General features: G+C 71.1%; 21 protein-coding genes. 9 read left to right on the top strand and 12 right to left on the bottom strand.

Going from position 1 to position 23,127, the window contains the following annotated elements:
* Positions 1 to 313 precede the first annotated feature (313 nt).
* From EDC02_RS04970 to aceA, 3 genes are all read right to left on the bottom strand, one after another.
* Positions 314 to 1,768: an exonuclease domain-containing protein gene (locus EDC02_RS04970; protein ID WP_158632054.1), complete on the bottom strand. Its 1,455-nt coding sequence runs from the start codon at positions 1,766 to 1,768 to the stop codon at positions 314 to 316.
* Between the two features lie 268 nt (positions 1,769 to 2,036).
* The gene (gene aceB / locus EDC02_RS04975) at positions 2,037 to 3,641 is read right to left on the bottom strand and encodes a malate synthase A (protein ID WP_123600931.1); all 1,605 of its coding nucleotides are present in this window, start codon (positions 3,639 to 3,641) and stop codon (positions 2,037 to 2,039) included.
* On the bottom strand, positions 3,638 to 4,975 hold the full coding sequence (gene aceA, locus EDC02_RS04980; RefSeq protein WP_123600932.1) for an isocitrate lyase: 1,338 nt from the start codon (positions 4,973 to 4,975) through the stop codon (positions 3,638 to 3,640). The genes aceB and aceA overlap by 4 nt, the downstream gene beginning before the upstream one ends.
* 192 nt (positions 4,976 to 5,167) lie before the next feature.
* On the opposite strand from aceA, the gene EDC02_RS04985 reads away from it, so the two are divergent.
* Positions 5,168 to 6,562, top strand: a complete 1,395-nt coding sequence (locus EDC02_RS04985) for a short-chain fatty acyl-CoA regulator family protein (protein WP_199757510.1) — start codon at positions 5,168 to 5,170, stop codon at positions 6,560 to 6,562.
* Between the two features lie 67 nt (positions 6,563 to 6,629).
* Here the strand turns inward: EDC02_RS04985 and EDC02_RS04990 are convergent, their stop codons facing one another.
* Both EDC02_RS04990 and tnpA read right to left on the bottom strand, forming a co-directional pair.
* Positions 6,630 to 6,968 (bottom strand): RICIN domain-containing protein, encoded by a 339-nt coding sequence (locus EDC02_RS04990; RefSeq protein ID WP_233605744.1) that lies wholly within the window; start codon positions 6,966 to 6,968, stop codon positions 6,630 to 6,632.
* A gap of 108 nt (positions 6,969 to 7,076) precedes the next feature.
* Positions 7,077 to 7,547, bottom strand: a complete 471-nt coding sequence (gene tnpA, locus EDC02_RS04995; protein WP_123600934.1) for an IS200/IS605 family transposase — start codon at positions 7,545 to 7,547, stop codon at positions 7,077 to 7,079.
* A 19-nt stretch (positions 7,548 to 7,566) separates the two neighbouring features.
* Here tnpA and EDC02_RS05000 point away from each other — a divergent pair, with 19 nt between their 5' ends.
* Positions 7,567 to 8,892, top strand: coding sequence for an RNA-guided endonuclease TnpB family protein (locus EDC02_RS05000; protein ID WP_199757511.1), 1,326 nt, complete (start codon positions 7,567 to 7,569; stop codon positions 8,890 to 8,892).
* Between the two features lie 136 nt (positions 8,893 to 9,028).
* Here EDC02_RS05000 and EDC02_RS05005 read toward each other — a convergent pair whose 3' ends face one another.
* Complete coding sequence (locus EDC02_RS05005; protein WP_233605745.1) at positions 9,029 to 9,595, bottom strand: hypothetical protein; 567 nt, start codon at positions 9,593 to 9,595, stop codon at positions 9,029 to 9,031.
* A gap of 204 nt (positions 9,596 to 9,799) precedes the next feature.
* On the opposite strand from EDC02_RS05005, the gene EDC02_RS05010 reads away from it, so the two are divergent.
* The 3 genes from EDC02_RS05010 to EDC02_RS05020 all read left to right on the top strand — a co-directional run bounded on the left by EDC02_RS05010 (position 9,800) and on the right by EDC02_RS05020 (position 13,443).
* Entirely contained in the window at positions 9,800 to 10,402 is a 603-nt protein-coding gene (locus tag EDC02_RS05010) for a nitroreductase family protein (protein ID WP_199757512.1), read from the top strand.
* Between the two features lie 165 nt (positions 10,403 to 10,567).
* On the top strand, positions 10,568 to 12,142 hold the full coding sequence (locus tag EDC02_RS05015) for an SPFH domain-containing protein (protein WP_199757513.1): 1,575 nt from the start codon (positions 10,568 to 10,570) through the stop codon (positions 12,140 to 12,142).
* Positions 12,142 to 13,443, top strand: coding sequence for an SPFH domain-containing protein (locus tag EDC02_RS05020; protein ID WP_123600937.1), 1,302 nt, complete (start codon positions 12,142 to 12,144; stop codon positions 13,441 to 13,443). The genes EDC02_RS05015 and EDC02_RS05020 overlap by 1 nt, the downstream gene beginning before the upstream one ends.
* 42 nt (positions 13,444 to 13,485) lie before the next feature.
* On the opposite strand, the gene EDC02_RS42270 is transcribed toward EDC02_RS05020, so the two are convergent.
* A complete protein-coding gene (locus tag EDC02_RS42270; RefSeq protein WP_255499871.1) occupies positions 13,486 to 13,620 on the bottom strand; it encodes a hypothetical protein in 135 nt (44 codons plus the stop codon).
* Between the two features lie 19 nt (positions 13,621 to 13,639).
* Here EDC02_RS42270 and EDC02_RS05025 point away from each other — a divergent pair, with 19 nt between their 5' ends.
* From EDC02_RS05025 to EDC02_RS05040, 4 genes are all read left to right on the top strand, one after another.
* Complete coding sequence (locus EDC02_RS05025; protein ID WP_123600938.1) at positions 13,640 to 14,920, top strand: MFS transporter; 1,281 nt, start codon at positions 13,640 to 13,642, stop codon at positions 14,918 to 14,920.
* 161 nt (positions 14,921 to 15,081) lie between these two features.
* Positions 15,082 to 15,699 carry a PadR family transcriptional regulator gene (locus tag EDC02_RS05030; RefSeq protein WP_123600939.1) on the top strand — a complete coding sequence of 206 codons (618 nt, stop codon included), beginning with the start codon at positions 15,082 to 15,084 and terminating at the stop codon, positions 15,697 to 15,699.
* A 102-nt stretch (positions 15,700 to 15,801) separates the two neighbouring features.
* Complete coding sequence (locus EDC02_RS05035) at positions 15,802 to 16,155, top strand: YciI family protein (RefSeq protein WP_123604510.1); 354 nt, start codon at positions 15,802 to 15,804, stop codon at positions 16,153 to 16,155.
* A 6-nt stretch (positions 16,156 to 16,161) separates the two neighbouring features.
* A complete protein-coding gene (locus EDC02_RS05040) occupies positions 16,162 to 17,472 on the top strand; it encodes an RNA polymerase sigma factor (protein WP_123600940.1) in 1,311 nt (436 codons plus the stop codon).
* 56 nt (positions 17,473 to 17,528) lie between these two features.
* Here EDC02_RS05040 and EDC02_RS05045 read toward each other — a convergent pair whose 3' ends face one another.
* The 5 genes from EDC02_RS05045 to EDC02_RS05065 are packed head-to-tail and all read right to left on the bottom strand — an operon-like array spanning position 17,529 to position 22,912.
* A complete protein-coding gene (locus EDC02_RS05045) occupies positions 17,529 to 18,524 on the bottom strand; it encodes an ABC transporter ATP-binding protein (protein ID WP_123604511.1) in 996 nt (331 codons plus the stop codon).
* Entirely contained in the window at positions 18,517 to 19,527 is a 1,011-nt protein-coding gene (locus EDC02_RS05050; protein ID WP_123600941.1) for an ABC transporter ATP-binding protein, read from the bottom strand. The genes EDC02_RS05045 and EDC02_RS05050 overlap by 8 nt, the downstream gene beginning before the upstream one ends.
* Positions 19,527 to 20,384, bottom strand: coding sequence for an ABC transporter permease (locus tag EDC02_RS05055; RefSeq protein WP_123600942.1), 858 nt, complete (start codon positions 20,382 to 20,384; stop codon positions 19,527 to 19,529). Before EDC02_RS05055 ends, EDC02_RS05050 begins: the two co-directional genes overlap by 1 nt.
* Positions 20,381 to 21,325, bottom strand: coding sequence for an ABC transporter permease (locus EDC02_RS05060; protein ID WP_123600943.1), 945 nt, complete (start codon positions 21,323 to 21,325; stop codon positions 20,381 to 20,383). Before EDC02_RS05060 ends, EDC02_RS05055 begins: the two co-directional genes overlap by 4 nt.
* A 9-nt stretch (positions 21,326 to 21,334) precedes the next feature.
* The gene (locus EDC02_RS05065) at positions 21,335 to 22,912 is read right to left on the bottom strand and encodes an ABC transporter substrate-binding protein (RefSeq protein ID WP_123600944.1); all 1,578 of its coding nucleotides are present in this window, start codon (positions 22,910 to 22,912) and stop codon (positions 21,335 to 21,337) included.
* Positions 22,913 to 23,127: the final 215 nt, after the last annotated feature.

Genomic DNA, 23,127 nt, shown 5'->3' on the forward strand with positions numbered 1-23,127 from the left:
TCGGCAAACGCGAGTATTCGCAGATGCCGGAGACGAGGTGAGGCCGCCCTGGAATTGATCTTCGAATTCGGCGTCTTTCTCGTGAAAAATACTCAGGCAGAGGTACGGCTGGCGGGTCAGCGACGTACTCGGGTTGACTTGCGGGAATCCCAGGGTGCCGCCGAGGGTGATGCCACAGATGCATGCTGATGCATCTCTGGCATCAAGCTCAGCGGACACCCCGACCCAGGGAGGTGATGCCGCGTCCCGGCAGACCGCTGCCGGCCGCAGTTAGGGCTGTTGGCGGTGAGCGGCGACGTACGCCGCCACGATGTCAGCGGGGATGCGTCCCCGGACGCCGACCGCCATGCCGCGGCGTCGTAGCAGGCTGGACGTACTCGATCAGCTCAGCGAAGACGTCAGGATGCACGATCCGGGTGCCGAGCCGCCGGGCGGCCGCCGACTTGTTGGTCGACGGAGCCGAACCGTCGGTGACCAGGATCGCGGTTCTGCCCGACACCGCCCCGGTGACCCGCAGGCCGACCGCTCTCGCCCGGCCTTCGAGGCGGGCGCGGACCAGATCGTCGCATCCAGTGAAGGCGACGCCGTCACCGAGGCGTAGCGGCTCCCCGTGCGGCCAGTTCGTCGGGAGCGGGCGGCAGAGCTGCCCGCGCTGTTCGTCGAGGGCGGCCCGGGCGTCGTCCAGCACGGTCTTCACGATCTTCTCCGGCAGCCCGAGGTGCCCGGCGGTGCCGAGCAGTTCCTGCCGTTCGTCGCGGGTGACTGTACCGTCGGCGACCGCCCGGTGCGCCAGGGCGAGCAGGAACCCCCGGTGTGCGGCCTCGACCTGGGGCCGGGTGAGCGAGTAGGCGCCGGCGAGGTCGGCCAGGGCGGCGGCCTCGTCCTCGGTGAGCACGCCGTCCTCCAGCACCTGGGCGAGCAGTTCCAGGTACGCGGTCGTGCTCGTGGCAGCACCTGGCTCGACGGCCGACGACATCGGCAGATCGTCGAGCAGGGCGGCGAGCGCGCCGGGTGGGGCCGGCACGGCGGCGGGGCCGGCCGGACGCCGGTGGGCCACCTCGACCGGCAGCCGTGGAATCTGCGGCCACTCGACGTGAACGGCACTGGTGGGCACCCGGCTGTGGTCAGGGCGCCGGGAGTGGCCGGCGCCGCTGGCAAGGTACGACCGCAGCAGTGCGGCGCTTGCCCGGGCGTCCGCCAGCGCGCAGTGTGCGTCGGTGAGCGGTACGCCGATTCGTTCGCAGCAGTCGGCCAGCCTGCGACGGTGCAAGTCGGGAAGGTGGTCCCAGCTAATTTCCATTGTGCACAGGTGTGGGCAGGTGGGCATCGTCCAACCTGCCCTTTCGTACTCGCTGGCGAGGAAAGCAAGGTCGAACCGCGCGTTGTGGGCAACCAGGGCGCGGCCTGCGAACCGGGCGTTCAGCTCCCCGATGATCTCGCCGAACCGTGGCGCTCGCCTGACCTCTGCGGCGGTGATGCCGTGAATCCGGGTGGCGCCGACCGGACCCTGCGGGTCGACCAGCGTCGTCCACTCGTCGACGATCTGCCCGGACAGGTCAGTGGCGACGACGGCCACCTCGACCACCCGGTCCCGCGACGTGGACAGGCCGGTCGTCTCGACATCGACCACCGCGAAACCGACAGCGGACAGTGGCGGCGCGGAGCGCGGCCGGGGAACCAGAGCTGTCGCGTTGGGCCCGGGTCGACGTCCGTCCGGCGCCGGGTCGTTCCCGCTGACACGTCGCCAGATCTTGTTCAGTACCTCCACTGCGGCTCCTTCCGGTCGGACAGGGGCCGCATGTTTCCGGCGAACTCGAGGTGACCGCAACGCGACGCGCGGGGGTCGGTGCGATTCCCGACGAACGGGGTGACCGGGCTACCCGTCCGCCTACCTCGGGCCGGCGGACGGGTGACCGATGAGGACAGAAGTCCACCGGCAGCCGGTACGGGCGCGCCGTTGAGCCCGTACCAGCTGCCGGTCCGCCGCCGTGAGCCCGGCGGCGCGTCGGTGACCCGCGACGACTGCGGGGGTGGCGTCAGCGCCGGTCCACCGTGCCGGCGGGGGACAGGTGCCGGGCGTACGCCTCGGTGGTGAAGAACGCCGGCAGGTCCTCGCCGAGCGCCGTCTCCTCGACGATCCGGGCCGCCGCCTCGGCGCGGTCGCGGTCCGGACCGTCCCGCCCGTCGACCAGGTCGGCCAGCTCCTCGGCGAGCAGCGACCGGACCAGGTCCTCGGTCACGCACCCGCCGTCGGCCAACGGGGTGCCGTGGTGCAGCCACTGCCAGACCTGACAGCGGGCGATCTCGGCGGTCGCCGCGTCCTCCATCAGGTTCCACAGCGCCACCGCGCCGGCACCACCCAGCCAGGCGTCCACGTACCGCAGCGCCACCGCGACGTTGGCGCGCACCCCGGCCGCCGACACCTGGCCCGGCGTCTTGTCGACGGCCAGCAGGTCGGTCGCGGTCACCGCCACGTCGTCGCGCAACCGGTCGAGCTGGTGCGGCCGGTCGCCGAGCACCGCGTCGAAGACCTCCCGGCAGGTCGGCACCAGACCCGGGTGGGCCACCCAGGAGCCGTCGAAGCCGTCACCGGCCTCGCGCTGCTTGTCCGCCCGCACCTTGCCCAGCGCGGCCTCGTTTACCTGCGGATCCCGGCTGGGGATGAAGGCGGCCATCCCGCCGATGGCATGCGCGCCGCGCCGGTGACAGGTCCGCACCAGCAGTTCGGTGTACGCCCGCATGAACGGCACCGTCATGGTCACCTCGGCACGGTCCGGCAGGACGAAGTCCGGCCACTGCCCGAAGTTCTTGATCACGCTGAAGATGTAGTCCCACCGGCCGGCGTTCAACCCGGCCGAGTGCTCCCGCAGCTCGTAGAGGATCTCCTCCATCTCGAACGCGGCGGTGATCGTCTCGATCAGCGTGGTCGCCCGGATGGTGCCCGGCGGCAGGCCGAGCCGGCGCTGGGCGAAGACGAACACGTCGTTCCACAGCCGCGCCTCGCGGTGGCTCTCCAGCTTCGGCAGGTAGAAGTACGGCCCGGCACCGGCGTCGAGCTGCCGGTGGGCACAGTGGAAGAAGTACAGACCGAAGTCGACCAGGCTGGCCGAGATCGGCCGGCCGTCCACCACGATGCCCTTCTCCACCAGGTGCCAGCCGCGCGGACGGACCACGATCGTGGCCAGATCCTCGCCGAGGGCGTACTGCTTGCCGCGCTCGTCGGTGAAGTCGATCCGCCGGTCCAGGGCGTCCATCAGGTTCAGCTGCCCGCCGATCACGTTGCGCCAGGTCGGGCTGGTGGCGTCCTCGAAGTCGGCCAGCCACACCTTCGCGCCCGAGTTCAGCGCGTTGACGGTCATCTTCCGGTCGGTCGGTCCGGTGATCTCCACCCGCCGGTGGACCAGCCCGGGTGCGGGCGGGGCGACCCGCCAGGTCGGGTCGGTGCGGATGTGTGCGGTCTCCGGCAGGAAGTCGGGCAGCTGGCCGGAGGCGTACCGGGCCCGCCGGGCGCGGCGGGTGTCCAGCAGCGCCACCCGCCGGGCGGCGAATTCGCCGTCCAGCGCGATCAGGAACTCCAGCGCCTCGGCGGTGAGCACCTCGTCGAACCGGTCGGCCATCGGACCGAGAATCTCGTACCTCACGCGAACTGCTCCTCCTCGGTCGAGCCGCGCAGCGCGGTGGTCTCGCCGGCCGGGTTGAGCACCGTCGAGATCAGGTCGAAGTAGCCGGTACCCACTTCCCGCTGGTGTTTCACCGCCGTGTAGCCGGCCGGTTCGGCGGCGAACTCGCGCTCCTGCAGCGACACGTAGGCGCTCATCCCGTCACTGGCGTAGCCGCGGGCCAGGTCGAACATCGAGTAGTTCAGCGCGTGGAAGCCGGCCAGGGTGATGAACTGGAACTTGTACCCCATGTGGCCCAGCTCCCGCTGGAACTTGCCGATGGTCGCGTCGTCGAGGTGCTTGCGCCAGTTGAACGACGGCGAGCAGTTGTACGCCAGCAGCTGGTCCGGGTACTCGCGCTTGATCGCCTCCGCGTACCGGCGGGCGACCTCCAGGTCCGGGGTGCTGGTCTCCATCCACAGCAGGTCGGCGTGCGGCGCGTAGGCCAGGCCCCGGGCGATGCACGGCTCGATGCCGTTGCGCACCCGGTAGAAGCCTTCGGCGGTGCGCTCGCCGGTGACGAACGGCCGGTCCCGTTCGTCGATGTCGGTGGTGAGCAGGGTGGCGGCCTGCGCGTCGGTGCGGGCGATGACCACGCTCGGCACGCCAGCGACGTCGGCGGCCAGCCGGGCGGCTTCGAGGGTACGGATGTGCGCCCCGGTCGGGATCAGCACCTTGCCGCCGAGGTGGCCGCACTTCTTCTCGGCGGCCAGCTGGTCCTCCCAGTGCACCCCGGCCGCGCCGGCGGCGATCATCGCGGTCATCAGCTCGTACGCGTTGAGCACGCCGCCGAAGCCGGCCTCGGCGTCGGCGACGATCGGGGCCAGCCAGTCGGTCGCCGGGCCGCCCGCGCCGCCCGGCCCGGCGCTGTCGGGTCCGGCGCCGTCCGCGCCGCTCTCGGCGGTGCTGATCTGCGCGGCCCGCAGCAGCGCGTTGTTGATTCGGCGGACCACCGCCGGCACCGAGTTCGCCGGGTAGAGGCTCTGGTCGGGGTAGGTGTGCCCGGCGAGGTTGGCGTCGGCGGCCACCTGCCAGCCGGACAGGTAGATCGCCTTCAGCCCGGCCCGGACCATCTGCACCGCCTGGTTGCCGGTGAGCGCGCCGAGCGCGTGGACGTAGTCCTCGCTGTGCAGCAGCTGCCACAGCCGCCGGGCGCCGTGCCGGGCCAGGGTGTGTTCCTCGGTGATGGCGCCGCGCAGCCGCACCACGTCGGCGGGTTGATAGCTACGCCGAACCCCGTGCCAGCGCGGGGCGGTGTCCCATTCGTGTCGCAACTGATCCACTGCGCTCTGCACGGTCTCCACTGCGGTGTGCATCTTCGTCTCCTTCGGGTGGCGTGCGACCAACGGTCACATGACGCCGGCGACTGGTCGAGAGACGGAATCAGCCAATTATTGAAAAGTCGTCGGCCCATTTTGCCAACTTGCGAAAGCGCCCCTTCGCAGGCCTGCTAATGCTGGCCGGGCGCGTGTTAACGTTGGCAGATCGCAGCGGGGACGAGCGTGGAGGTGAGGGCGATCGCCAAGACCTTCGCCGGTGCCAGACTGCGTCGGATGCGTGAGGACCGGGGAATCAGTCAGACCGAGTTGGCCCGACAACTCAACATATCCGCGAGCTATCTCAACCAGATCGAACACGATTCCCGGCCACTGACCGTCGCGGTGCTGATGCGGATCACCGAGGTCTTCGGCGTCGACCCGACCAGCTTCGCCCCGCACGACACCCCACGACTTGTCGCCGGGCTGCGCGAGGCGCTCGGCTCCCGCGCCGGCATCGGCGACCTGACCGAGTTCGCCTCCCGGCTGCCCGAGGTGGCCGAGGCCGTGCTCGACCTGCACCGCCGCTACCAGCAGGCCGACGAGCAGCTCTCCGAACTGGTCGGCGACCGGGAGCGGATCGGCCACAGCCCGCACGACCAGGTCACCGAGTTCTTCTACCGGCGGCAGAACTACGTCCCTGCGGTCGACGAAGCCGCCGAGCGGCTGTCCGACCAGATCGGCATCCGCCGGGGCGAGGCGCGGGCGGCGCTGCAGGACCGGCTGGCGCAGCGGCACGGCGTACGGATCTCCCGCGACGACGCCGACTCCCTCGGCGGCGAGCTGCACCGCTACCGGCCGCAGACCCGCACCCTGCACCTGTCCACCTCGCTGCGACCCGGGCAGGAGGCGATCCGGATGGCGGCGCAGATCGCCCTGCTGGAGTACGCCGATGTGATCGACGAGATCATCGAGGAGGAAGGGTTCGACGACGTGCAGACCCAGATCCTCACCCGGGTCGGCCTGGCGAACTACTTCGCCGCCGCGCTGATCCTGCCGTACGAGCGGTTCCTCGACGCCGCCGAGACCCGCCGCTACGACATCGACCTGCTCACCGAGCACTTCGCGATGGGCTGGGAGACGGTCTGCCACCGGTTGAGTACCCTGCAGCGGCCCCGCTCGCGCGGGGTGCCGTTCTCGTTCGTCCGGGTCGACCGGGCCGGCAACATGTCCAAGCGCCAGTCCGCGACCGGGTTCCCGTTCTCCCGTACCGGCGGCACCTGCCCGCTGTGGAACGTCTACGAGGCGTTCGGCTCGCCGGGCCGGGTGGTCACCCAGATCGCCGCGATGCCGGACGGCCAGCGCTACCTGTGGATCGCCCGGACCGTCATCCGCCACCACGGCGGTTACGGCCAGCCCGGCAAGGTGTACGCGATCGGCCTGGGCTGCGAGACCCGCCACGCCGGTCGGCTGGTCTACTCGGCCGGGATGGACCTGCAGGCCGCCGACGCCGCCACCCCGATCGGCCCCGGCTGCAAGACCTGCGAACGGATGACCTGCCCGCAGCGGGCCGCGCCGCCGATCAGCCGCCGGCTCGACGTCGACGAGAACCGCAGCACCTTCATCCCGTACCCGCTGCGGGACTGACCCGTACCGCTCCGTGGAACCGGGCGGCGGTGCCGTCGGCCGGTCCCGCAGCGGACACGGCGCAGATTCAGGAGACCCCGACCCGCTGCCACTGCTGGTTGCCGCCGGTGCCACAGGTGTACTGGATCACCCGGGCGCTGTCGGCGGTGGAGTACCCGGCGACGTCGAGACACTTGCCGCTGTGCCGGGCCCGTAGCGTCTCGTAGGCGTACCCGCCGCCGACACCGACGACCTGCCCGGTCGCGGTGTCGATGCTGACCTGCGGATGCCAGCTCATGCTCAGCGACGTATTCGACGGAAAGGTCAGCGGCAGCCAGACGTAGCGGGACTCGTTGACCCGCCCATCCCAGGCGCTGGCCCAGCGGTCGCCGAGGTACAGGTACGAGGTGGTGGCGGTGCTCTGCACCGGCAGTACGTAGGCCGGCTGGGAGCCGTAGGTGATGCTGTCGCCGAACGTGGTCGGCGCGGTCCAGGTGCCGGTGATGCTACGGAATGCGGGCCAGTGCTCCGGCCTTCAGGCCGGGGGTGAAGGCCCGCGCTGGGAGGGCCGCCAGGCCCGAGCAGTGCCTTGACCGGGACGGTTCTGCTGCTCGATGTACTGCTTGATGACGCTCAAGGGTGCGCCGCCGACAGACCCGGCGAAGTACGAGCCGGACCAGAGTTTGTTGGCCCGGTAGTAGTGGCGCACCAGGTCGGGGAACTCCTGCCGGAGGCGGCGCGAGGAGACCCCTTTGAGGCTGTTGACCAGCCTGGCCACGGCGACCTTGGGCGGGAAGTTGACCAGCAGGTGGACGTGGTTGTTCTCGCCGTTGAACTCGACCAGTTCGGCCTCGAAGTCGGCGCACACGTCTCGCATGATCGCCTCCATCCGGGTCAGGTGCCGGTCGGCGAACACGTTGTGCCGGAACTTCGTCACGAAAACCAAGTGGACATGCATCGCGAAAGTGCAGTGCCTGCCGGTGCGGACGCCTTGAAGTTCGACCATAAACCAACATGATACAGTGATGGCCGTGCAGCTCCGTTACAACTACCGGATCACCCCGGACGCCGCCCAGCGCACCGCGCTGGCGCAGGCGTTCGGGTGTGCCCGGGTGGTTTTCAACGACGGACTCAGGCTGCGTCAGCAGGCCCGCGAGGCGGGCGAGAAGTACATCTCCGACGGCGACCTGTCGAAGTTGGTCATCACAGCGGCCAAGGCCAGCGAGGACCGGGCCTGGCTGGGTGAGGTGTCGGCCGTGGTGTTGCAGCAGGCCCTCGCCGATCTGAACACCGCGTACCGCAACTTGTTCAACTCGCTGTCCGGCAAACGCCGGGGCCGCAAGGTGGCCCCGCCCCGGTACCGGTCCCGTAAGGACAACCGGCAGGCGATCCGGTTCACGGAGAACTCCCGGTTCAAGGTCTGTGACAACGGCCGCCTGCGGCTGCCGAGGATCGGCGACGTTCCGGTGCGCTGGTCGCGCGGCCTGCCGTCGGATCCCACCTCGGTCACCGTGATCAAGGACACAGCGGGCCGGTACTTCGCCTCGTTCGTCGTGCGGATCGGCGAGGACGAGACGCTGCCGCCGGTCGACTCCGAGATCGGCATCGATCTGGGCCTGACCCACTTCGCGGTCATGTCCGACGGCACGAAGGTGACCGCACCGAAGTTCCTGCGCCGCGCGGCCCGCAAGCTCAAGCGGTTGCAGCAGGCACTCTCACGCAAGCAGAGGGGCAGCAACCGCCGCAAGAAGGCCGTGATCGAGGTGGCCCGCGCTCACGCGCGGGTAGCCGACACCCGGCGGGACTGGCAGCACAAGCTGTCCACGGCGATCATCCGCGAGAACCAAGCGGTGTACGTCGAGGACCTGTGCGTTGTTGGTCTCGGCCGGACTCGGCTGGCGAAGTCCGTGCACGATGCGGGCTGGGCCGCCTTCACCGGCATGCTGGAGTACAAGGCGGAGCGGTACGGGCGCGCGTTCGCCCGGGTGGACCGGTGGCTCCCGTCCACCCGGATGTGCTGCGACTGCGGCCGGATCAACGAGAAGATCGCGTTGAACGTCCGGGAGTGGGACTGCCCGTGCGGCAGTCACCACGACCGGGACATCAACGCCGCCATCAACATCAAGGCCGCCGGACAGGCGGACTTCAACGACCGTCGAGCGCACGTAAGACCGGGACTTGTCCCGGCGGTGCGCAGTGAAGCGGTAACCCACCCGGACGCTGCGTGTTCCACGCGCAGCGTGGAGGGAATCTCCGTCCTTCAGTTTAGGGCGGAGAGGATGTCAACGGCGGTGGCGTACCGGGCCTGGTTGGGCTGCCAGCCGGTGGCACCGGAGGTGACCAGGAAGTAGACCCCGTTGCGTTTGAACATGGCCGGCGCCTCCCGGTAGTTGCCGGGCCACAGGGTCTGCACCAGGGCGGCGACGCCGGTGTAGTCGGGGGTGAGACGGTAGATGTTCAGGTCCGCGTTGACCCGGGGCGAGGAGATCAGGTACGCGGTGCCGTCGTCGTGTCCCGCGAGTCGTAGCCGAGCGGCCGGAAACTGCCCAGGTACGTGTAGTTGCCGTCGACGGTGTCGGAGGTGGCCACCGCCACCCGGGCCTGGCCGTAGTCGACGCCGTTCTCCCAGTGCATCCAGAGCACGTACTTGCCGGTGGTCGCGTTGTAGAGGATCTTGGGGCGTTCGATGTTGGCGACGGTGAGCTCCGGGCTGCTGGACTGGCGCAGCACGTGGTTGCGCAACTCCCAGGTGCGCAGGTCGGTTGACCGGTAGACGGAGACGTACCGGAAGGTGTGGTCGTCGTGGCGGTTCTCACCGAACCAGTAGTAGTACCCGCCCACCTTGATCATGCCGCCGCCGTGGGCGTGCACGCCGGCGCCGGTGGTGTCGGTGAACTGGGTGCCGTTGGCGACGGTGACCGGCGCGGCGGCGGCCGGCGGAGTGGCCAGCGTGAGCGCGGCGACCAGCATGAGCGGGACGGACAGGGCGGCGCAGGCGGTGCGGACCAGGCGCCGTCGGCGGGGGTGTCCTCCGGGGCGGGGTGCGGCAGGCATCAGCTGCCTCCTTCGGGGTGGCCGGGTGTGGCGTCGCGGACGTACGGCACCACATGTGTCGACCCAGACTAGGCCTAAAAGCGACATTGATCGATGCAATGGGTTGCCGGTCACCTGTGGATCGTCGTACGGCCGCCGGCCGCAGACACTCTATCCTCGACACTTGACTCTCGACCTCGACCTCGACCCTGACAGGAGCACCTGGTGTCCGAATTCTCGAAGACCGCGACCACGGCCGAGCCGCTGCACCCGCTACTCGCCGACCGGTGGAGCCCCCGCGCCTTCGACCCGGACCATCGGCTCACCGACCGGCAGCTGACCGCGCTGCTGGAAGCCGCCCGCTGGGCGCCCAGCTGCGGAAACAGCCAACCCTGGCGGTTCGGCGTGGTCCGCCGTGGCGACGCCGCCCACGCCGGCCTGCTCGACGCGCTCGACCCGGGAAACCGGGTCTGGGCGCACGCCGCCGCCGCGCTGATCGTGGTGGCCGCGCAGTCCGTCGCCGACAACGGCGGGACCCGCCCGTGGGCCGCCTACGACACCGGACAAGCGGTCGCCCACCTGTCGATCCAGGCCCAGCACGAAGGGCTCGCCGTGCACCAGCTCGGCGGCTTCGACGCCGAACGGGTCGCCGCGCTGCTGCCCACGGCGGCGCTCACCCCGCTGGTCGTCGTCGCGGTCGGCCGCCGGGCGGCGACCATCGAACTCGACGAGCCGCTCGCCGCGAGAGAACGCGCCGCCCGGCACCGGCTGCCCGTCGCCGACCTGCTGCTGCCGGTACGCCCGGCGTCGGTGCCCGACCCGGCGTAGCGTCACCCTGGTTGACCTGGGTGGCTAGCATTTCGCGGGACCGGTGCGCCGAGCTGGCCGAGCCGGGCGCCGACGGAGATCTGCGGAAGGGGAACCGTGTCACGGGTCCAACAAGGTATACGCAACGCCGCCAATGCGATAGCCGAAGGTAACGATCCTCGCCAGATGGCCATGGCCGAGCTGCGCCGCCGTGGCGGTGCCGTGACCGGTGGGTCCGGTGGGGCCGGCGGGGGTCAGCCGGCCGGGGACGGGATGGATCCGGTCGACTTCCCGGCGGCCCGCGACCTCGGCGGCAGCATCGACACCGTGATGGAGCAGCGCCGGGTGCCGCTGGACGACGCGGGCGAGGTGCTCAACCGCAGCGAGCAGCGGCGCGGCGAGGGCGGGGCGGCGCACGTCATCTGCCCGATGGTGATTCCGCGCGGTCGTTCGCTGATCACCATGCTGCCGGTGTCGCTGCTGCTGGTGCTCGGCGTGCTCGGCTCCGCGGTCGTCTCGGTCGCCGGCGGCAACCTGTTGCTCAACCCGCTGTTCGGCATCCACTACTGGGTGCTGTCGCTGTTCGCCGTCGGTTTCGTCTGGTGGCGCCAGGGCATGGTGATGGTGCCGGACGGCTGCGCCGCGCTGATCACCCGGTTCGGCAAACTGGAGCAGGTCGTCGGCCCCGGCCGGGTGATCCTGCTGAACCCGTGGAAGCGGGTGTCGTACATCGTCAACACCACCCGCGAATACCCGTTCAACGCACCGGTGCGCGAGGCCCCGACCAAGGGCGGCGTGAAGGCGTCCATCGACCTGTTCATCCAGTTCCGGATCAGTGACCCGGTGGAGTTCGTCTACACCCTCGGCGCGGTCCGCGGCTTCGAGGAGAAGCTCAGCAACGCGGTCAGCGAAACCATCCGTAGCCTGATCTACGAACAGCAGGCCGCCGACATCTACAACATGGTCGGCGAGGACACCGGCCGCCTGCTGGAGCAGCTCAACCAGCAGTTCCTCCCGGCGGTCGAGCTGACCAACGCCAACATCACCCACGCCGAGCCGTCCGACCGGGAGTACCGGATGGACCTCGCCGCACCCGAGATGGTGCGGGTCGCCAAGGACGCCTACACCCACCAGTACGCGCTGCAGCTGCGCAAGGAGCAGGACGAGGGCGACCTGACCAAGGAGCTGGCCACCCTGCACGAGACCCTGTCCGGCATCCAGGCCGAGATCGCCCAGTACCAGGCGCAGATGGACACCGCGGTGGAGCGGGAGACCAACCGCGCCGAGGCGCTGGCCCGCCAGCGGTACGTGCAGGCCGAGTCCGAGGCACGGGCCAACGCCGCCCTGCTGGAGGCGCAGGCCCTGGACATCCGGGCAGTCACCGCCGCCGAGGCGCCGGAGATCCTCGACTACCGCTACCAGCGGGAAGTGCTGGACACCCTGGAGGAGGTCGCCGACCACCTGCCCCGGCTGGTGCGCATCGGCGGCTCCAGCGACCCGGACGGCTCCGTCGGGGTGGACCTGCTGCAGTTGGCCCGCGAACTGGTCGGCGAGCGGGGCGCCGAACTGTTCAGCGAGACCGACATGGCCACGATGCGTACCCGGCTGACCGAGGTCGCCGCCCGGATCGCCGAACGAGAGCCGGAGATCGCCGCGCTGCGCGCGGCCGATCAGCCGACCGTTCCGGGCACCGACGCCGGCGTTTCCCTGGTCCCCGGTGCCCCGGAGCCGACCGACGACGAGACGGAGGCACAGCGGTGATGAGCAAACTCAGTGGTGGCAGGTCGGTCATCTCCGAGGCGGTGGCACCGTGGAGCGAGCTCGCCCAGCTGCTGCGCGGCGGTGACGCGGGCAGCCTCGTGCCGGTGGTGATTCCCAAGCACCGGCGACGGCTGGGGTGGATGGTGCCGCTCTGGCTCGGCCTGCTCGCCCTGCTGTCCGGCGTGATGTTCACCCTGAACGGGGCCGACGGGCTGGTCGGTGCCGCGTACGGTGCCATCGCCACCGCCAGCTACCTCGCCGGCGTGGTGCTGCTGCTGCTCGGCGCGCTCTGGTGGTGGCGGTCCTCCATCGTGGAGATCGAACAGGGCACCCACGGGGTGCTGACCCGCTACGGGGCGGTCGTGCGCACCCTGGAACCGGGCCGGCACTACCTGTGGCATCCGTGGTCGCGGGTCGACTTCGTCGTCGACGTGGCCACCGAGATCCCGTACTCGGCGCCGGTGATGGCCTGCCCGACCCGGGAGAACGTGCCGTTGCGCTCGATCGAGTTCTTCATGAAGCTGCGGATCACCGACGCGGTGCTGTTCGTCCGGGCCATCGGCGCCGGCAACTTCGACCTGGTGCTGTCCAGCGCCGTGCAGGACGCCATCCGGCAGCGGGCCCGCCAGGTGCAGACCGAACGGGCGTACGACCTGCGTGGCTCCGACGTCGCCGACATGCAGGAACTGCTCAACCGGCAGCTGTCCCGCTACGGCGTGCGGATCACCGGCTGCAACATCCCCGACGTGCAGTTGCCCACCCAGTACCAGCAGCACCTGGCCACCCGGGAGCGGGTCGCCAAGGAGCACGCCGCGTACGAGCAGGAGTGGGGGCTGACCCGCAAACGGCGCATCGACAGCCTGCAGATGGACATCGAGCGGGCCAAGAAGGTGCGCGACGCCCGGTTCGTCGAGGTCAAGGCGGCTCTGAACAAGGCCCGTGAGCAGGTCGCGCAGCTGCTGGAGGAGCAGGAGACCAACGCGCAGCGGGTCCGGTTCGAGATCGAGACCCGGGGTCGCAGCGGGCTGATCGCCGCCGAGAACGAGGCCAAGGCGCAACGCCGGCTGGCCCAGGCGTACCGGGACAACCGGGCGGTGCTGCAGTACGAGCTGGCGCTGCGCCGGCTGGAGGTGGGTGCCGCGCTCGCCGGCAAGGCCCCGCAGCCGGTGGTGGTCCGCACCGACGGCACCGGCGGCGCGGACACCTCGGCACTGTCCACCCTGCTCACCGCGCAGTTGCTGCCGCGTACCGTGGCGCTGCCGTCCCGCGGTGCCGCCGCGAGCGGGGACGACGCCGACTGACAGACCCGACCAAGGTCCGACCCCGGTCCGGGTACGGTGCATTCACCGCAGACCGGACCGGGGAGGCTGGTCGGCGACGAACCGGACGTAACCAGCCAGGTGTGACGACCACCGACGTCTGGGCAGGTCACCGCCGGGGTGGCAGGTGTGATCGGCGTCCTTGGTGCCGATGATCACCGGTGGCTAGCGTGGCCGGATGGTCTCACCCGGCACGGTCCCCGTCGACAGGCCGGCCGAGGTCCCGCGGCCGCAGATCCCGCTGCTGCTCGGGGCGGTCTTCCTGGTCTTCCTCGGCCAGATGTCGATGAACCCGATCATCGCCCCGTTGGCCCGCGAGATCGGCCTCGCCGAGTGGCAGGTCGGGGTGACCATCAGCATCTCCGCGTTGATGGTGGTGGTGACCAGCCAGCTGTGGGGACGTCGGTCCCAGTCGTGGGGGCGCAAGCCGGTGCTGGTCGCCGCGTTCACCCTGGCCACTCTGACGATGGCGCTGTTCGCCCTGCTCGCCGACCTCGGCATGCGGGGCGTCGTCACCGGCACCACGCTGTTCCTGCTGTTCGTGGTGTTCCGGGGCGTCGGGTTCGGCACCGCGATGGCCGCCGTGCCGCCGACCGCACAGGCGTACATCGCCGACGTCACGGTCGACCAGTCCGCCCGGGTCAGAGGGATGGCCGGGATCGGGGCGGTGCAGGGCGGGGCGATGGTCGCCGGCGCGTTGGTCGGCGGGCTGCTCGCCGGTTTCGGGTTGATGGCTCCGCTGGTGGTGGTGCCGGTGCTGCTCGCCGTCGGGCTGGCCGTCGTCGCGGTGCGGCTGCGCCGGGAGAGCCGTACCGAGCTGATCGGGAAGCCGGTCCGGGTCAGCCCGTTCGACGCCCGGGTGTGGCCGTACCTGCTCGCCGGGTTCGGCATGTTCACCGCGCTCGGTTTCGTTCAGGTGGTCAGCGGTTTTCTGGTCCAGGACCGGTTCGGGCTGGACGCGGAGGCGACCGGTCTGATCACCGGTGCGGCACTGCTCGCCGCCGGTGTCGGGATGGCGTTCGCGCAGACCGTCGTGGTGCCGCGCAGCGGCTGGCGGCCGGCGACGCTGCTGCGGGTCGGCGGGGCCGTCGGGCTGGTCGGGTTCGTTCTGCTGGTGCCCGACACGCATGTCGGGTTCCTGGTCGCCGCGATGGCCATGATCGGGCTGGGTCTCGGCATCGCGATGCCCGGCTACGTCGCCGGTCCGACGTTGGCGGTACGCCGTGACGAGCAGGGCGGGCTGGCCGGGGTGATCGGTGCCACCAACGGGCTCACCTTCGTGCTCGCGCCGACCGCCAGTACGGCGCTGTACGCCGTCTGGGCCCCGCTGCCGGTACTGATCGGCGCTGCGGTGATGGCCTCCGTCACGGCCTTCGTGCTGACCCATCCCACGTTTCGACGGCACGTCGTCAGCGGTGACCCCGGCCCGGCCCGCCCGGTCACGCTCCCGCAGCCGTAGCTCTGCACCAGCTCGTTCGTGGCCACGGCCGGCCGAGTGTCCGGCGTCGGCCGGCGTCGTCCGGTGGAACCTGGCTGTACCCACTCCTGCGATCCCGTGTTGTCGTCGACGGATTGGCGATATATCGTGAGAGTATCGACAAGACATCGTAGGAGGCAGACATGAGGTTCCACCACCGATTCCACGGCGGACCGCAGGCGTGGATGCGGGGCGGATTCGGATTCCCGCCGTTCGGCCCCGGCCCCGGCCCAGGTTTCGGCCCTGGCTTTGGTCCCGGCTCCGGCGCCGGGCCGGGCGGCGGCCCGTGGCAGGGCCGGAGCGGCGGACGCGGCCGCCGCCGGCCGAACGTGCGCGCCGCCGTACTCGCCCTGCTCGTCGAAGGACCGATGCACGGGTACGAGATGATCCGGGAACTCGACTCCCGCACCGGCGGTGCCTGGCGACCGAGCCCGGGATCGATCTACCCCACCCTGCAACTGCTCGAGGACGAAGGACTGGTCGTCGGGACCGTGGACGCGGCCGGCGGCAGCCGCCGGCAGTACGCGTTGACCGACGCCGGCCGCCCCGAGGCCGAGCAGGCCGCCGAGCAGGCGCCGTGGACGCAGCTCGCCCCGGAAACCGTGGAGAGCTGGCACGACGTGCGCGAATCCGGTATGCAGACGTTGCACGCGCTGCGACACGTGATGATGAACGGCACCGCCGAGCAGCGGGAGCGGGCCCTGGCCGTACTCGACGAGACCCGCCGCAAGCTGTACGCCATCCTGGCCGACTCGGAGTAGGTCGCCGGCCACGGCAGGTTTCGCAGGATCAGCTGTCGATCCGGTGGCCCGCCGATCGTCGTCATGGCGTACGGCAACACCACTACCTGCGAGGAGCCTGACATGAAGTACATGCTGTTGTTCGTCGGCCCGCCGACCGACGGCCCGGACCAGGCCGTGCCGCAGTGCACCGTCGAGGACTGGATCGCCTACGACAAGCAGATGAAGGACGCCGGCATCTGGGTCAGCGGCAACGCCCTGGCCGACCTGACCACCTGCACGTCGGTCAAGGTCGACGCCGACGGACAACGGATCGTCACCGACGGTCCGTTCGCCGAGAGCCGTGAGGTGCTCGGCGGGTACGACATCATCGACGTACCGGACCTGGACGTCGCGCTGGACTGGGCGGCCCGCTCACCCGGCGCCCGGGACGGGGGATCGGTGCAGGTGCGTCCGGTCGCCGAGTTCGGGCTCTGACACCGGATGGTCGGCGGCGAGCAGCGGCACCACCTGGCCGGCCGGGGCCTGGAAACGGACCCGGCGGCGGTACGCGCGTCAGTGGCGGCCGTGTTCCGCGAGGAGCACGGCCGGCTGCTCGCCACCCTGGTGCGCCGCTTCGGTGACCTGCACCTGGCCGAGGAGGCCGCCGCCGAGGCAGTCGAGGCGGCGCTGACGCACTGGCCGGTCTCCGGGGTGCCGACCCGCCCCGGCGGGTGGCTGCTGACCACCGCTCGCCGCCGGGCCGTCGACCGGATCCGGCGCGACCGGACGTTGGCCCTGCGGATCGCGGTGCTGCAGGCCGAGGCTGACCGGGCCGACCCGGCTCCGGCCGCCGACGTCGACCGGGACCTGCCCGACGACCGGCTGGCCCTGTTCTTCACCTGCGCCCACCCGGCGCTGACCGAGGAGGACCGGGTGGCGCTGACCCTGCGCTGCCTCGGCGGGCTGACCACCGCCGAGGTCGCCCGGGCGTTCCTGGTGCCGGAGGCGACCATGGCCCAGCGGATCGTCCGGGCGAAACGCAAGATCCGCGACGCGCGTATCCCGTTCCGGGTGCCCGGTGTCGACGAGTTGCCGCAGCGCCTTCCCGGTGTCCTGCAGGCGGTGTACTCGATCTTCACGGAGGGCTACGCGGCCAGCTCCGGCCCCAATCTGCAACGCCTCGATCTCGCCGAGGAGGCGATCCGGCTGGCCCGCATCCTGCACCGGCTGCTGCCCGCGCAACGGGAGACCGCCGGACTGCTCGGCCTGCTGCTGCTGGTGCACGCCCGCCGACACACCCGGACCGGCCCGGACGGGGTGCCCGTGCTCCTCGACGAGCAGGACCGGCGTCGGTGGGACCGACCGATGATCGGGGAAGGTTGCGCGTTGGCCCGTACGGCGTTGACCGGCGGCCCACCCGGCCCGTACGGGCTGCAGGCCGCCATCGCCGCGCTGCACGACGAGGCGCCCGACGTCGCCGGCACCGACTGGCCGCAGATCGTCGCCCTCTACGACGTACTGCTTCGGGTGGCGCCGTCGCCGGTGGTGGCGTTGAACCGGGCGGTGGCGGTGGCCATGCGCGACGGACCGGCCGCCGGTCTGGCCCTGCTCGACGAACTGGCTACGGAGCCGCGCCTTCAGGCGTACCACCCGTTGCCGGCGGCCCGGGCCGACCTGCTGCACCGGCTCGGCCGGCACGCCGACGCGGCCGACGCCTACCGGCAGGCAGTGGACCTGGCCGGCACCGACCCCGAGCGCGACCAGCTGCGGCGTCGGCTGGCCGAAGCCGAGGCCGCAGCCCGCGTCGACTGACCGGCACCCGGGTCGCCCTACCACCCGTCCGGCACCGGCACCGCCGCGGGTGCGGGTCAGCCGGTGGCGTCGTCCGGCAGGTGGCAGGCGGCCAGGTGGCCGTCGCCGCGCACGGTCAGCACCGGGTCGTCGACGGCACACCGGTCGAACGCCGCCGGGCAGCGGGTCCGGAAGTTGCAGCCACTCGGTGGGTCGGCGGCGGACGGCACCGCGCCCCGCAGGATGATCCGCTCCCGGGACCGCTCGGCGACCGGGTCGGGCAGCGGCACCGCGGACAGCAACGCCCGGGTGTAGGGGTGTGCCGGCCGGGCGAACAGCGTCGCCCGGTCGGCCACCTCCACGATCCGGCCGAGATACATCACCGCGATCCGGTCGCTGAGGTGCCCGACCGCGGCCAGGTCGTGGGCGATGAACAGGTACGCCAGCCCGAGCTCGTCGCGCAGGTCCTCCAGCAGGTTGATGATCTGCGCCTGGATCGACACATCGAGCGCGGCGATCGGCTCGTCGGCGACGATCAGCTCGGGCTCGCAGGCCAGCGCGCGGGCGATGCCCACCCGCTGGCGCTGCCCACCGGAGAACTCGTGCGGGTGCCGGTGCGCGTGGTCCGGGTCGAGGCCGACGAGTTCCAGCAGCTCACCGACGCGGTGCCGGCGGGCCCGCGACCCCCGGTGCAGACCGTGCACCGCCAACGGCTCGGCGACGACCGAGCCGATCGTCATCCGGGGGTCCAGCGACGCGTACGGATCCTGGAAAATCATCGTGAGCTGCCGGCGCATCGCCCGCAGGTCCCGCCGACGCAGCGTGGTGACGTCGGTGCCCCGCATGCTGACCCGCCCACCGGTCGGTTCGACCAGTCGCAGCAGGCCCAGCCCGGTGGTGCTCTTGCCGCACCCCGACTCGCCGACCAGCCCCAGCGTCTCGCCGGTCGCCACGGTGAAGCTCACCCCGTCGACCGCCCGGACCACCGCATCCGGCCGGCGGCGTACCCCGCCACCGGCGACCGGGAAGTGCACCCGCAGGTCGGTCACGCTCAACAGCGGCTGCTCAGTCATGCCCACCGCCCGTACCGGTGGCGGTGCCACCGTCGACGTCGTAGAAGCAGGCCACCTGGTGACCCGGGCCGACCGCGCGCAGCGGCGGCACCTCGGTGGCCGCCCGTGGATCGTGCCGGTAGCCGCAGCGTGGATGGAACGCGCAGCCCGGCGGCAGCGCCGTCGGATCCGGCGGCTGCCCGGGGATCGTCGTCAGCCGGCGTGGTCGGTCGGCGCCGACCCGGGGCACCGCCGCCAACAACCCCATCGTGTACGGGTGCCGGGGCGCGGCGTACAGCTCGTCGACCGGTGCCTGCTCCAGGATCCGGCCGGCGTACATGACCGCGACCCGGTCGGCGATCCCGGCCACCACCCCCAGGTCGTGGGTGATCCATACGACTGCGAGGCCCAGCCGTCGCTGCAGCCCGGCGACCACCTCAAGGATCTGCGCCTGGGTGGTGACGTCCAGCGCGGTGGTCGCCTCGTCGGCGAGCAGCACCTTCGGCTCACAGGCCAGCGCCATCGCGATCATGACCCGCTGGCGCATCCCGCCGGAGAACCGGTGCGGGTAGTCGCCGAGCCGGTCCCGGGCGTCCGGCAGGCCGACCTGTTCGAGCAGCTGCACCGCCCGGTCGCGGGCCGCCGCGCCGGTGGCCACCCCGTGCAGCTCGATCGGCTCGACCAGCTGCGACCCGATCGTCTTGACCGGGTTGAGGGAGGTCATCGGGTCCTGGAAGACCATCGCGATCTCGTTGCCCCGGATCCGTCTTAGCTGCCGCTCGCCCGCGGCCAGCAGGTCCACGCCGTCCAGCAGCACCTGCCCGGTGGCGGTGGCCGCCTCGTCGAGCAGGCCGAGGACCGCCAGCGCGGCGACGGACTTGCCGGACCCCGACTCGCCGACGATGGCCAGCGTCTCGCCCGGGTGCACGTCGTAGCTGACCCCGTTGACCACCCTCGCCACGCCCCGCCGGGTGCCGATGCGCACCGTCAGGTCCCGTACCGACAGCACCGGGTCGCCGGCCATCAGCCCCGCCCCCTCGACTCGATGACCGACCGTTGCCGAGGGTCGAGCGCGTCGCGCAGCCCGTCGCCGACCACGTTGAACGCCAGCACGGTCGCGAAGATCGCCAGACCGGGGAAGATGCCCATCCACGGTGCCTGACTGACGAAGTCGCGGCCCTCGGCGAGCATCCGGCCCCAGGCCGGATCGGGTCGCTGCACGCCCAGACCGAGGAACGACAGCGCCGCCTCGGCCAGGATCGCGAACGCCAGGCTCAGCGACGTCTGCACGATCACCGGTGCGGCGATGTTCGGCAGCACGTGGCGCAGGAGGATCCGCAGGTCGCCGGCGCCGACGGCACGGGCCGCCCGGACGTACAGCTGGGCCGAGACGACGAGCGTCGCGGCCCGCACGATCCGGGCGAAGATCGGCGTGTAGACGATGCCGATGGCGATCATCGCGTTGGTGATGCCCGGGCCGAGGATGGCCAGCACCGCGATCGCCAGCAGGATCGCCGGGAACGCGAACAGCACGTCCATGGTGCGCATCAGCAGCGCGTCCGTCGCGCCGGAGTAGAAGCCGGCGACCAGCCCGATCAGCAGCCCGGCGGTCAGCGAGATGCCGACCGCGACGAACCCGACCTGCAGCGACACCCGGGCACCGACCAGCACCCGGCTGAGCACGTCGCGGCCGAGGTTGTCGGTGCCGAACGGGTGCGACCATGACGGAGCGGCCAGCCGGCCCGGCACGTCGACCTCGTTCGGGTCGTACGGGGCCAGCCACGGACCGACCACGGCGACCGTCGCCAGCACGGCCAGCACCAGCAGCCCGGCCAGGGCCAGCCGGTTGCCCAGCAGCAACAGGACCAGTCGGCGGGTCATCGGCGCCGTACCCGTGGGTCGAGGTAGCCGTAGAGCAGGTCCACCAGGAAGTTGACCACCAGGAACATCAGCGCGATGGCCAGCACCGCGCCCTGCAGCAGACTGTAGTCACGTCGGACGACGGCGTCGTACGCCAACCGGCCCAGGCCCGGCCACTCGAAGATCACCTCGACGATCACCACTCCGCCGAGCAGGAAACCGAGCTGCAGGCCGACGGCGGTCACGATGGAGATCCAGGCGTTGGGCAGCACGTGCCGGCGGACCGTCTGCCAGCGGGACAGCCCCTTGGCCCGGGCGGTACGGGCGTAGTCCTGGTGCAGCGCCTCCAGCACCGCCGAGCGGACGAACCGGGTCAGCACCGAACCGGAGATCAGCCCCACGGTCATCGCCGGCAGCACCAGGTGGTGGGCCGCCCGGACCGGGTCGTCCAACGGGGACACGTAACCGGAGGCCGGCAGCCAGCCCAGCAGCAGCGCGAAGAGCAGGATGTACATGATCCCGCTCCAGAAGTCCGGCACCGAGATCCACAGCTGGCTGAACCCGGTGGCGATCCGGTCCACCAGCGACCCGGAGCGCACCGCGGAGACGATGCCCAACGGCAGCGCGATCGCCAGCGCGACGGCGAGTGCCGCGCCGGCGAGCAGGCTGGTCGGGCCGAGCCGGGCCAGCAGCAGCCGGGTGACCGGCTCACCACTGCGGAAGCTGACCCCCAGGTCACCGGTGACCGCGCGGACCAGCCAACGGCCGTACTGGGTCAGCAGCGGCTGGTCCAGCCCGGCACGGGCCCGCATCGCCTGGTACAGCTCCTCGTCGAAGCGGGTGCCCAGGGCCAGCCGGATCGGATCGCCCGGCACCAGCTGGACGATGAGGAAGACGGCGACGCTGACCCCGAGCATCGCGACGACCGTCTGCAACGCCCGCCACAGCAGGAAACGCGCCATCGCGCCGGCTCAGTCGGCCAACCGCACGGTCCGCAGCCGGGTCTTGCCGTCCGGGTGCATCTCCACGCCGGACACCCCGGGAGCCCAGGCCAGCGTGGCCTGCGGGCTGTACAGGTAGCCGTAGCTGACCTCGTCGATGATCAGCTCGGCCGCCTGGTGGTAGAGGTCGCGCCGTTCGGTGTCCTCGACGCTGGCCCGGGCCTGGTCGAGGTACTGGTCGACCTGCGGGTTGGCGTAGCCGTGGAAGTTGAACGAGCCGGCGGAGTGGTGCTGGGCGTAGTAGGCGTACTCGCCGTCGAGGTTGTTCAGCCAGCCGAGGACGTAGCAGTCGTAGCTGCCGTTGCCCTGCTCGTCGAGCCAGCTGGCGAAGTCGAGGGTACGGATCTCGGCGTTGACGCCGACGTCGTGCCACTGGCTGGCGATCACCTCGGCGGCCGCCAGGGTGTGCGGGTACTCGTTGGTCAGCATCAGATCGACGGTGAGGTCGGTGACGCCGGCGTCGGCGAGCAGCTCGCGGGCCTGGTCCGGGTCGTGGCTGAACGGAGCGTAGTCGGTGGCCCAGAAGTTGCCCGGCGGCATCGCCGACTGCACCGGGGTGGCGGCGTCGAAGAAGGCGGCCTGGGCGACCTGTTCGCGGTCGATGGCGAACGACAGCGCCCGGCGTACGTCGATGTCGTCGAACGGCGGTCGGTCGAAGTTGCAGGTGAAGTACCAGTAGTCGTTGCTGGCCTGCTGGCCCAGCTCGACGTCGGGATCGTCGCGCAGGGTGGCGATCTCCTGGGCGGGCACGTTGTTGGTCAGGTGCACGGCTCCGGTGCGCAGGTTGGTCAGCGCGGTGGTCGGCTCGGAGACGAACCGGAACTCGACCCGGTCGACGTACGGGCCGTCGCCCCAGTAGTCCGGGTTGGCCTCCAGCACGATCCGGTCACCGGGGGTGTAGCTGACGAACCGGAACGGGCCGGTGCCGATCGCGTCGGTGGTCAGCCCGTCGCCCTCGATCAGCTCGGGGGCGACGATCGCCATCCCCTTGAACCCGCCGATGTTGGCCAGCAGGTTGGGGGTCGGCTGGTTGAGGACGAACTCCACCGTACGGTCGTCGACCTCGCGTACCTCGTCGACGGTTTCGAACCGCCAGGCGTTGGCGGCGGTCTCCGCGTCGGTGATCCGTTCGAAGCTGGCCACCACGTCGCTGGCGGTGAACTCCCGTCCGTTGTGCCAGGTGACGCCGTCGCGTAGCTGGAAGGTCCAGGTGAGCAGGTCCTCGCTGACCTCCCACTCGGTGGCCAGCGCGGGTTGGAAGCTCAGGTCGGGGGCCGGCTCCACCAGGGTGTCGTAGACGTTCTCCATTACCAGGAAGGTGGGCGACGCGGTGGAGACGTGCACGTCCAGGCTGTCCGGCTCGCTGGAGATGGCCACCACCAGGGTGCCGTCGGAGCTGGCCGGCCCGTCGTCGGTCTCCAGGGGTTCGCCGGCCGAGCAGCCGGCCAGCGCGAGCGCCGCGACGGCGGCGAGGCTCGTCGCGCGCCCGGCCGACCGGGCGGTACGCGCGGATCGCCGCCGGTGCGGGAACGCTGGGGAGGGATTCACCGTCTGTCTCCTACCTCGTTGTCGCCGTTACGGGCTTGACGGGCCGGGTTGCGTCGACGGGATGGTGCACGTCGGGGCTGGTGCACATCGCCAACTGCGTGGTGCCGCCGGATGGTGCCGCGACTGGCTGCGGATCGGTGCACCGACCCTAGTCGATCGCTGCAGGGGCCACAACTCGATGACCTCAGGTGACCGTGGTCCACATCGGGCTGGAT

It is taken from the genome of Micromonospora sp. Llam0 (assembly GCF_003751085.1).
In the GTDB taxonomy this organism is placed as follows: domain Bacteria; phylum Actinomycetota; class Actinomycetes; order Mycobacteriales; family Micromonosporaceae; genus Micromonospora_E.

Bases quoted from the DNA above. Each gene is read 5' to 3' on its own strand.
- EDC02_RS05050 (WP_123600941.1), bottom strand. From the start codon at position 19,527: ATGGCCGGCGACCCGGTGCTGTCGGTACGGGACCTGACGGTGCGCATC.
- EDC02_RS05000 (WP_199757511.1), top strand. From the start codon at position 7,567: ATGGCCGTGCAGCTCCGTTACAACTACCGGATCACCCCGGACGCCGCC.
- EDC02_RS05060 (WP_123600943.1), bottom strand. From the start codon at position 21,325: ATGGCGCGTTTCCTGCTGTGGCGGGCGTTGCAGACGGTCGTCGCGATG.
- EDC02_RS05035 (WP_123604510.1), top strand. From the start codon at position 15,802: ATGAAGTACATGCTGTTGTTCGTCGGCCCGCCGACCGACGGCCCGGAC.
- EDC02_RS05020 (WP_123600937.1), top strand. From the start codon at position 12,142: ATGAGCAAACTCAGTGGTGGCAGGTCGGTCATCTCCGAGGCGGTGGCA.
- EDC02_RS05005 (WP_233605745.1), bottom strand. From the start codon at position 9,595: ATGCCTGCCGCACCCCGCCCCGGAGGACACCCCCGCCGACGGCGCCTG.
- EDC02_RS05015 (WP_199757513.1), top strand. From the start codon at position 10,568: ATGGCCATGGCCGAGCTGCGCCGCCGTGGCGGTGCCGTGACCGGTGGG.
- EDC02_RS05045 (WP_123604511.1), bottom strand. From the start codon at position 18,524: ATGACTGAGCAGCCGCTGTTGAGCGTGACCGACCTGCGGGTGCACTTC.
- EDC02_RS05055 (WP_123600942.1), bottom strand. From the start codon at position 20,384: ATGACCCGCCGACTGGTCCTGTTGCTGCTGGGCAACCGGCTGGCCCTG.
- EDC02_RS05040 (WP_123600940.1), top strand. From the start codon at position 16,162: ATGGTCGGCGGCGAGCAGCGGCACCACCTGGCCGGCCGGGGCCTGGAA.
- tnpA (WP_123600934.1), bottom strand. From the start codon at position 7,547: ATGGTCGAACTTCAAGGCGTCCGCACCGGCAGGCACTGCACTTTCGCG.
- aceA (WP_123600932.1), bottom strand. From the start codon at position 4,975: ATGCACACCGCAGTGGAGACCGTGCAGAGCGCAGTGGATCAGTTGCGA.
- EDC02_RS05030 (WP_123600939.1), top strand. From the start codon at position 15,082: ATGAGGTTCCACCACCGATTCCACGGCGGACCGCAGGCGTGGATGCGG.
- EDC02_RS05025 (WP_123600938.1), top strand. From the start codon at position 13,640: ATGGTCTCACCCGGCACGGTCCCCGTCGACAGGCCGGCCGAGGTCCCG.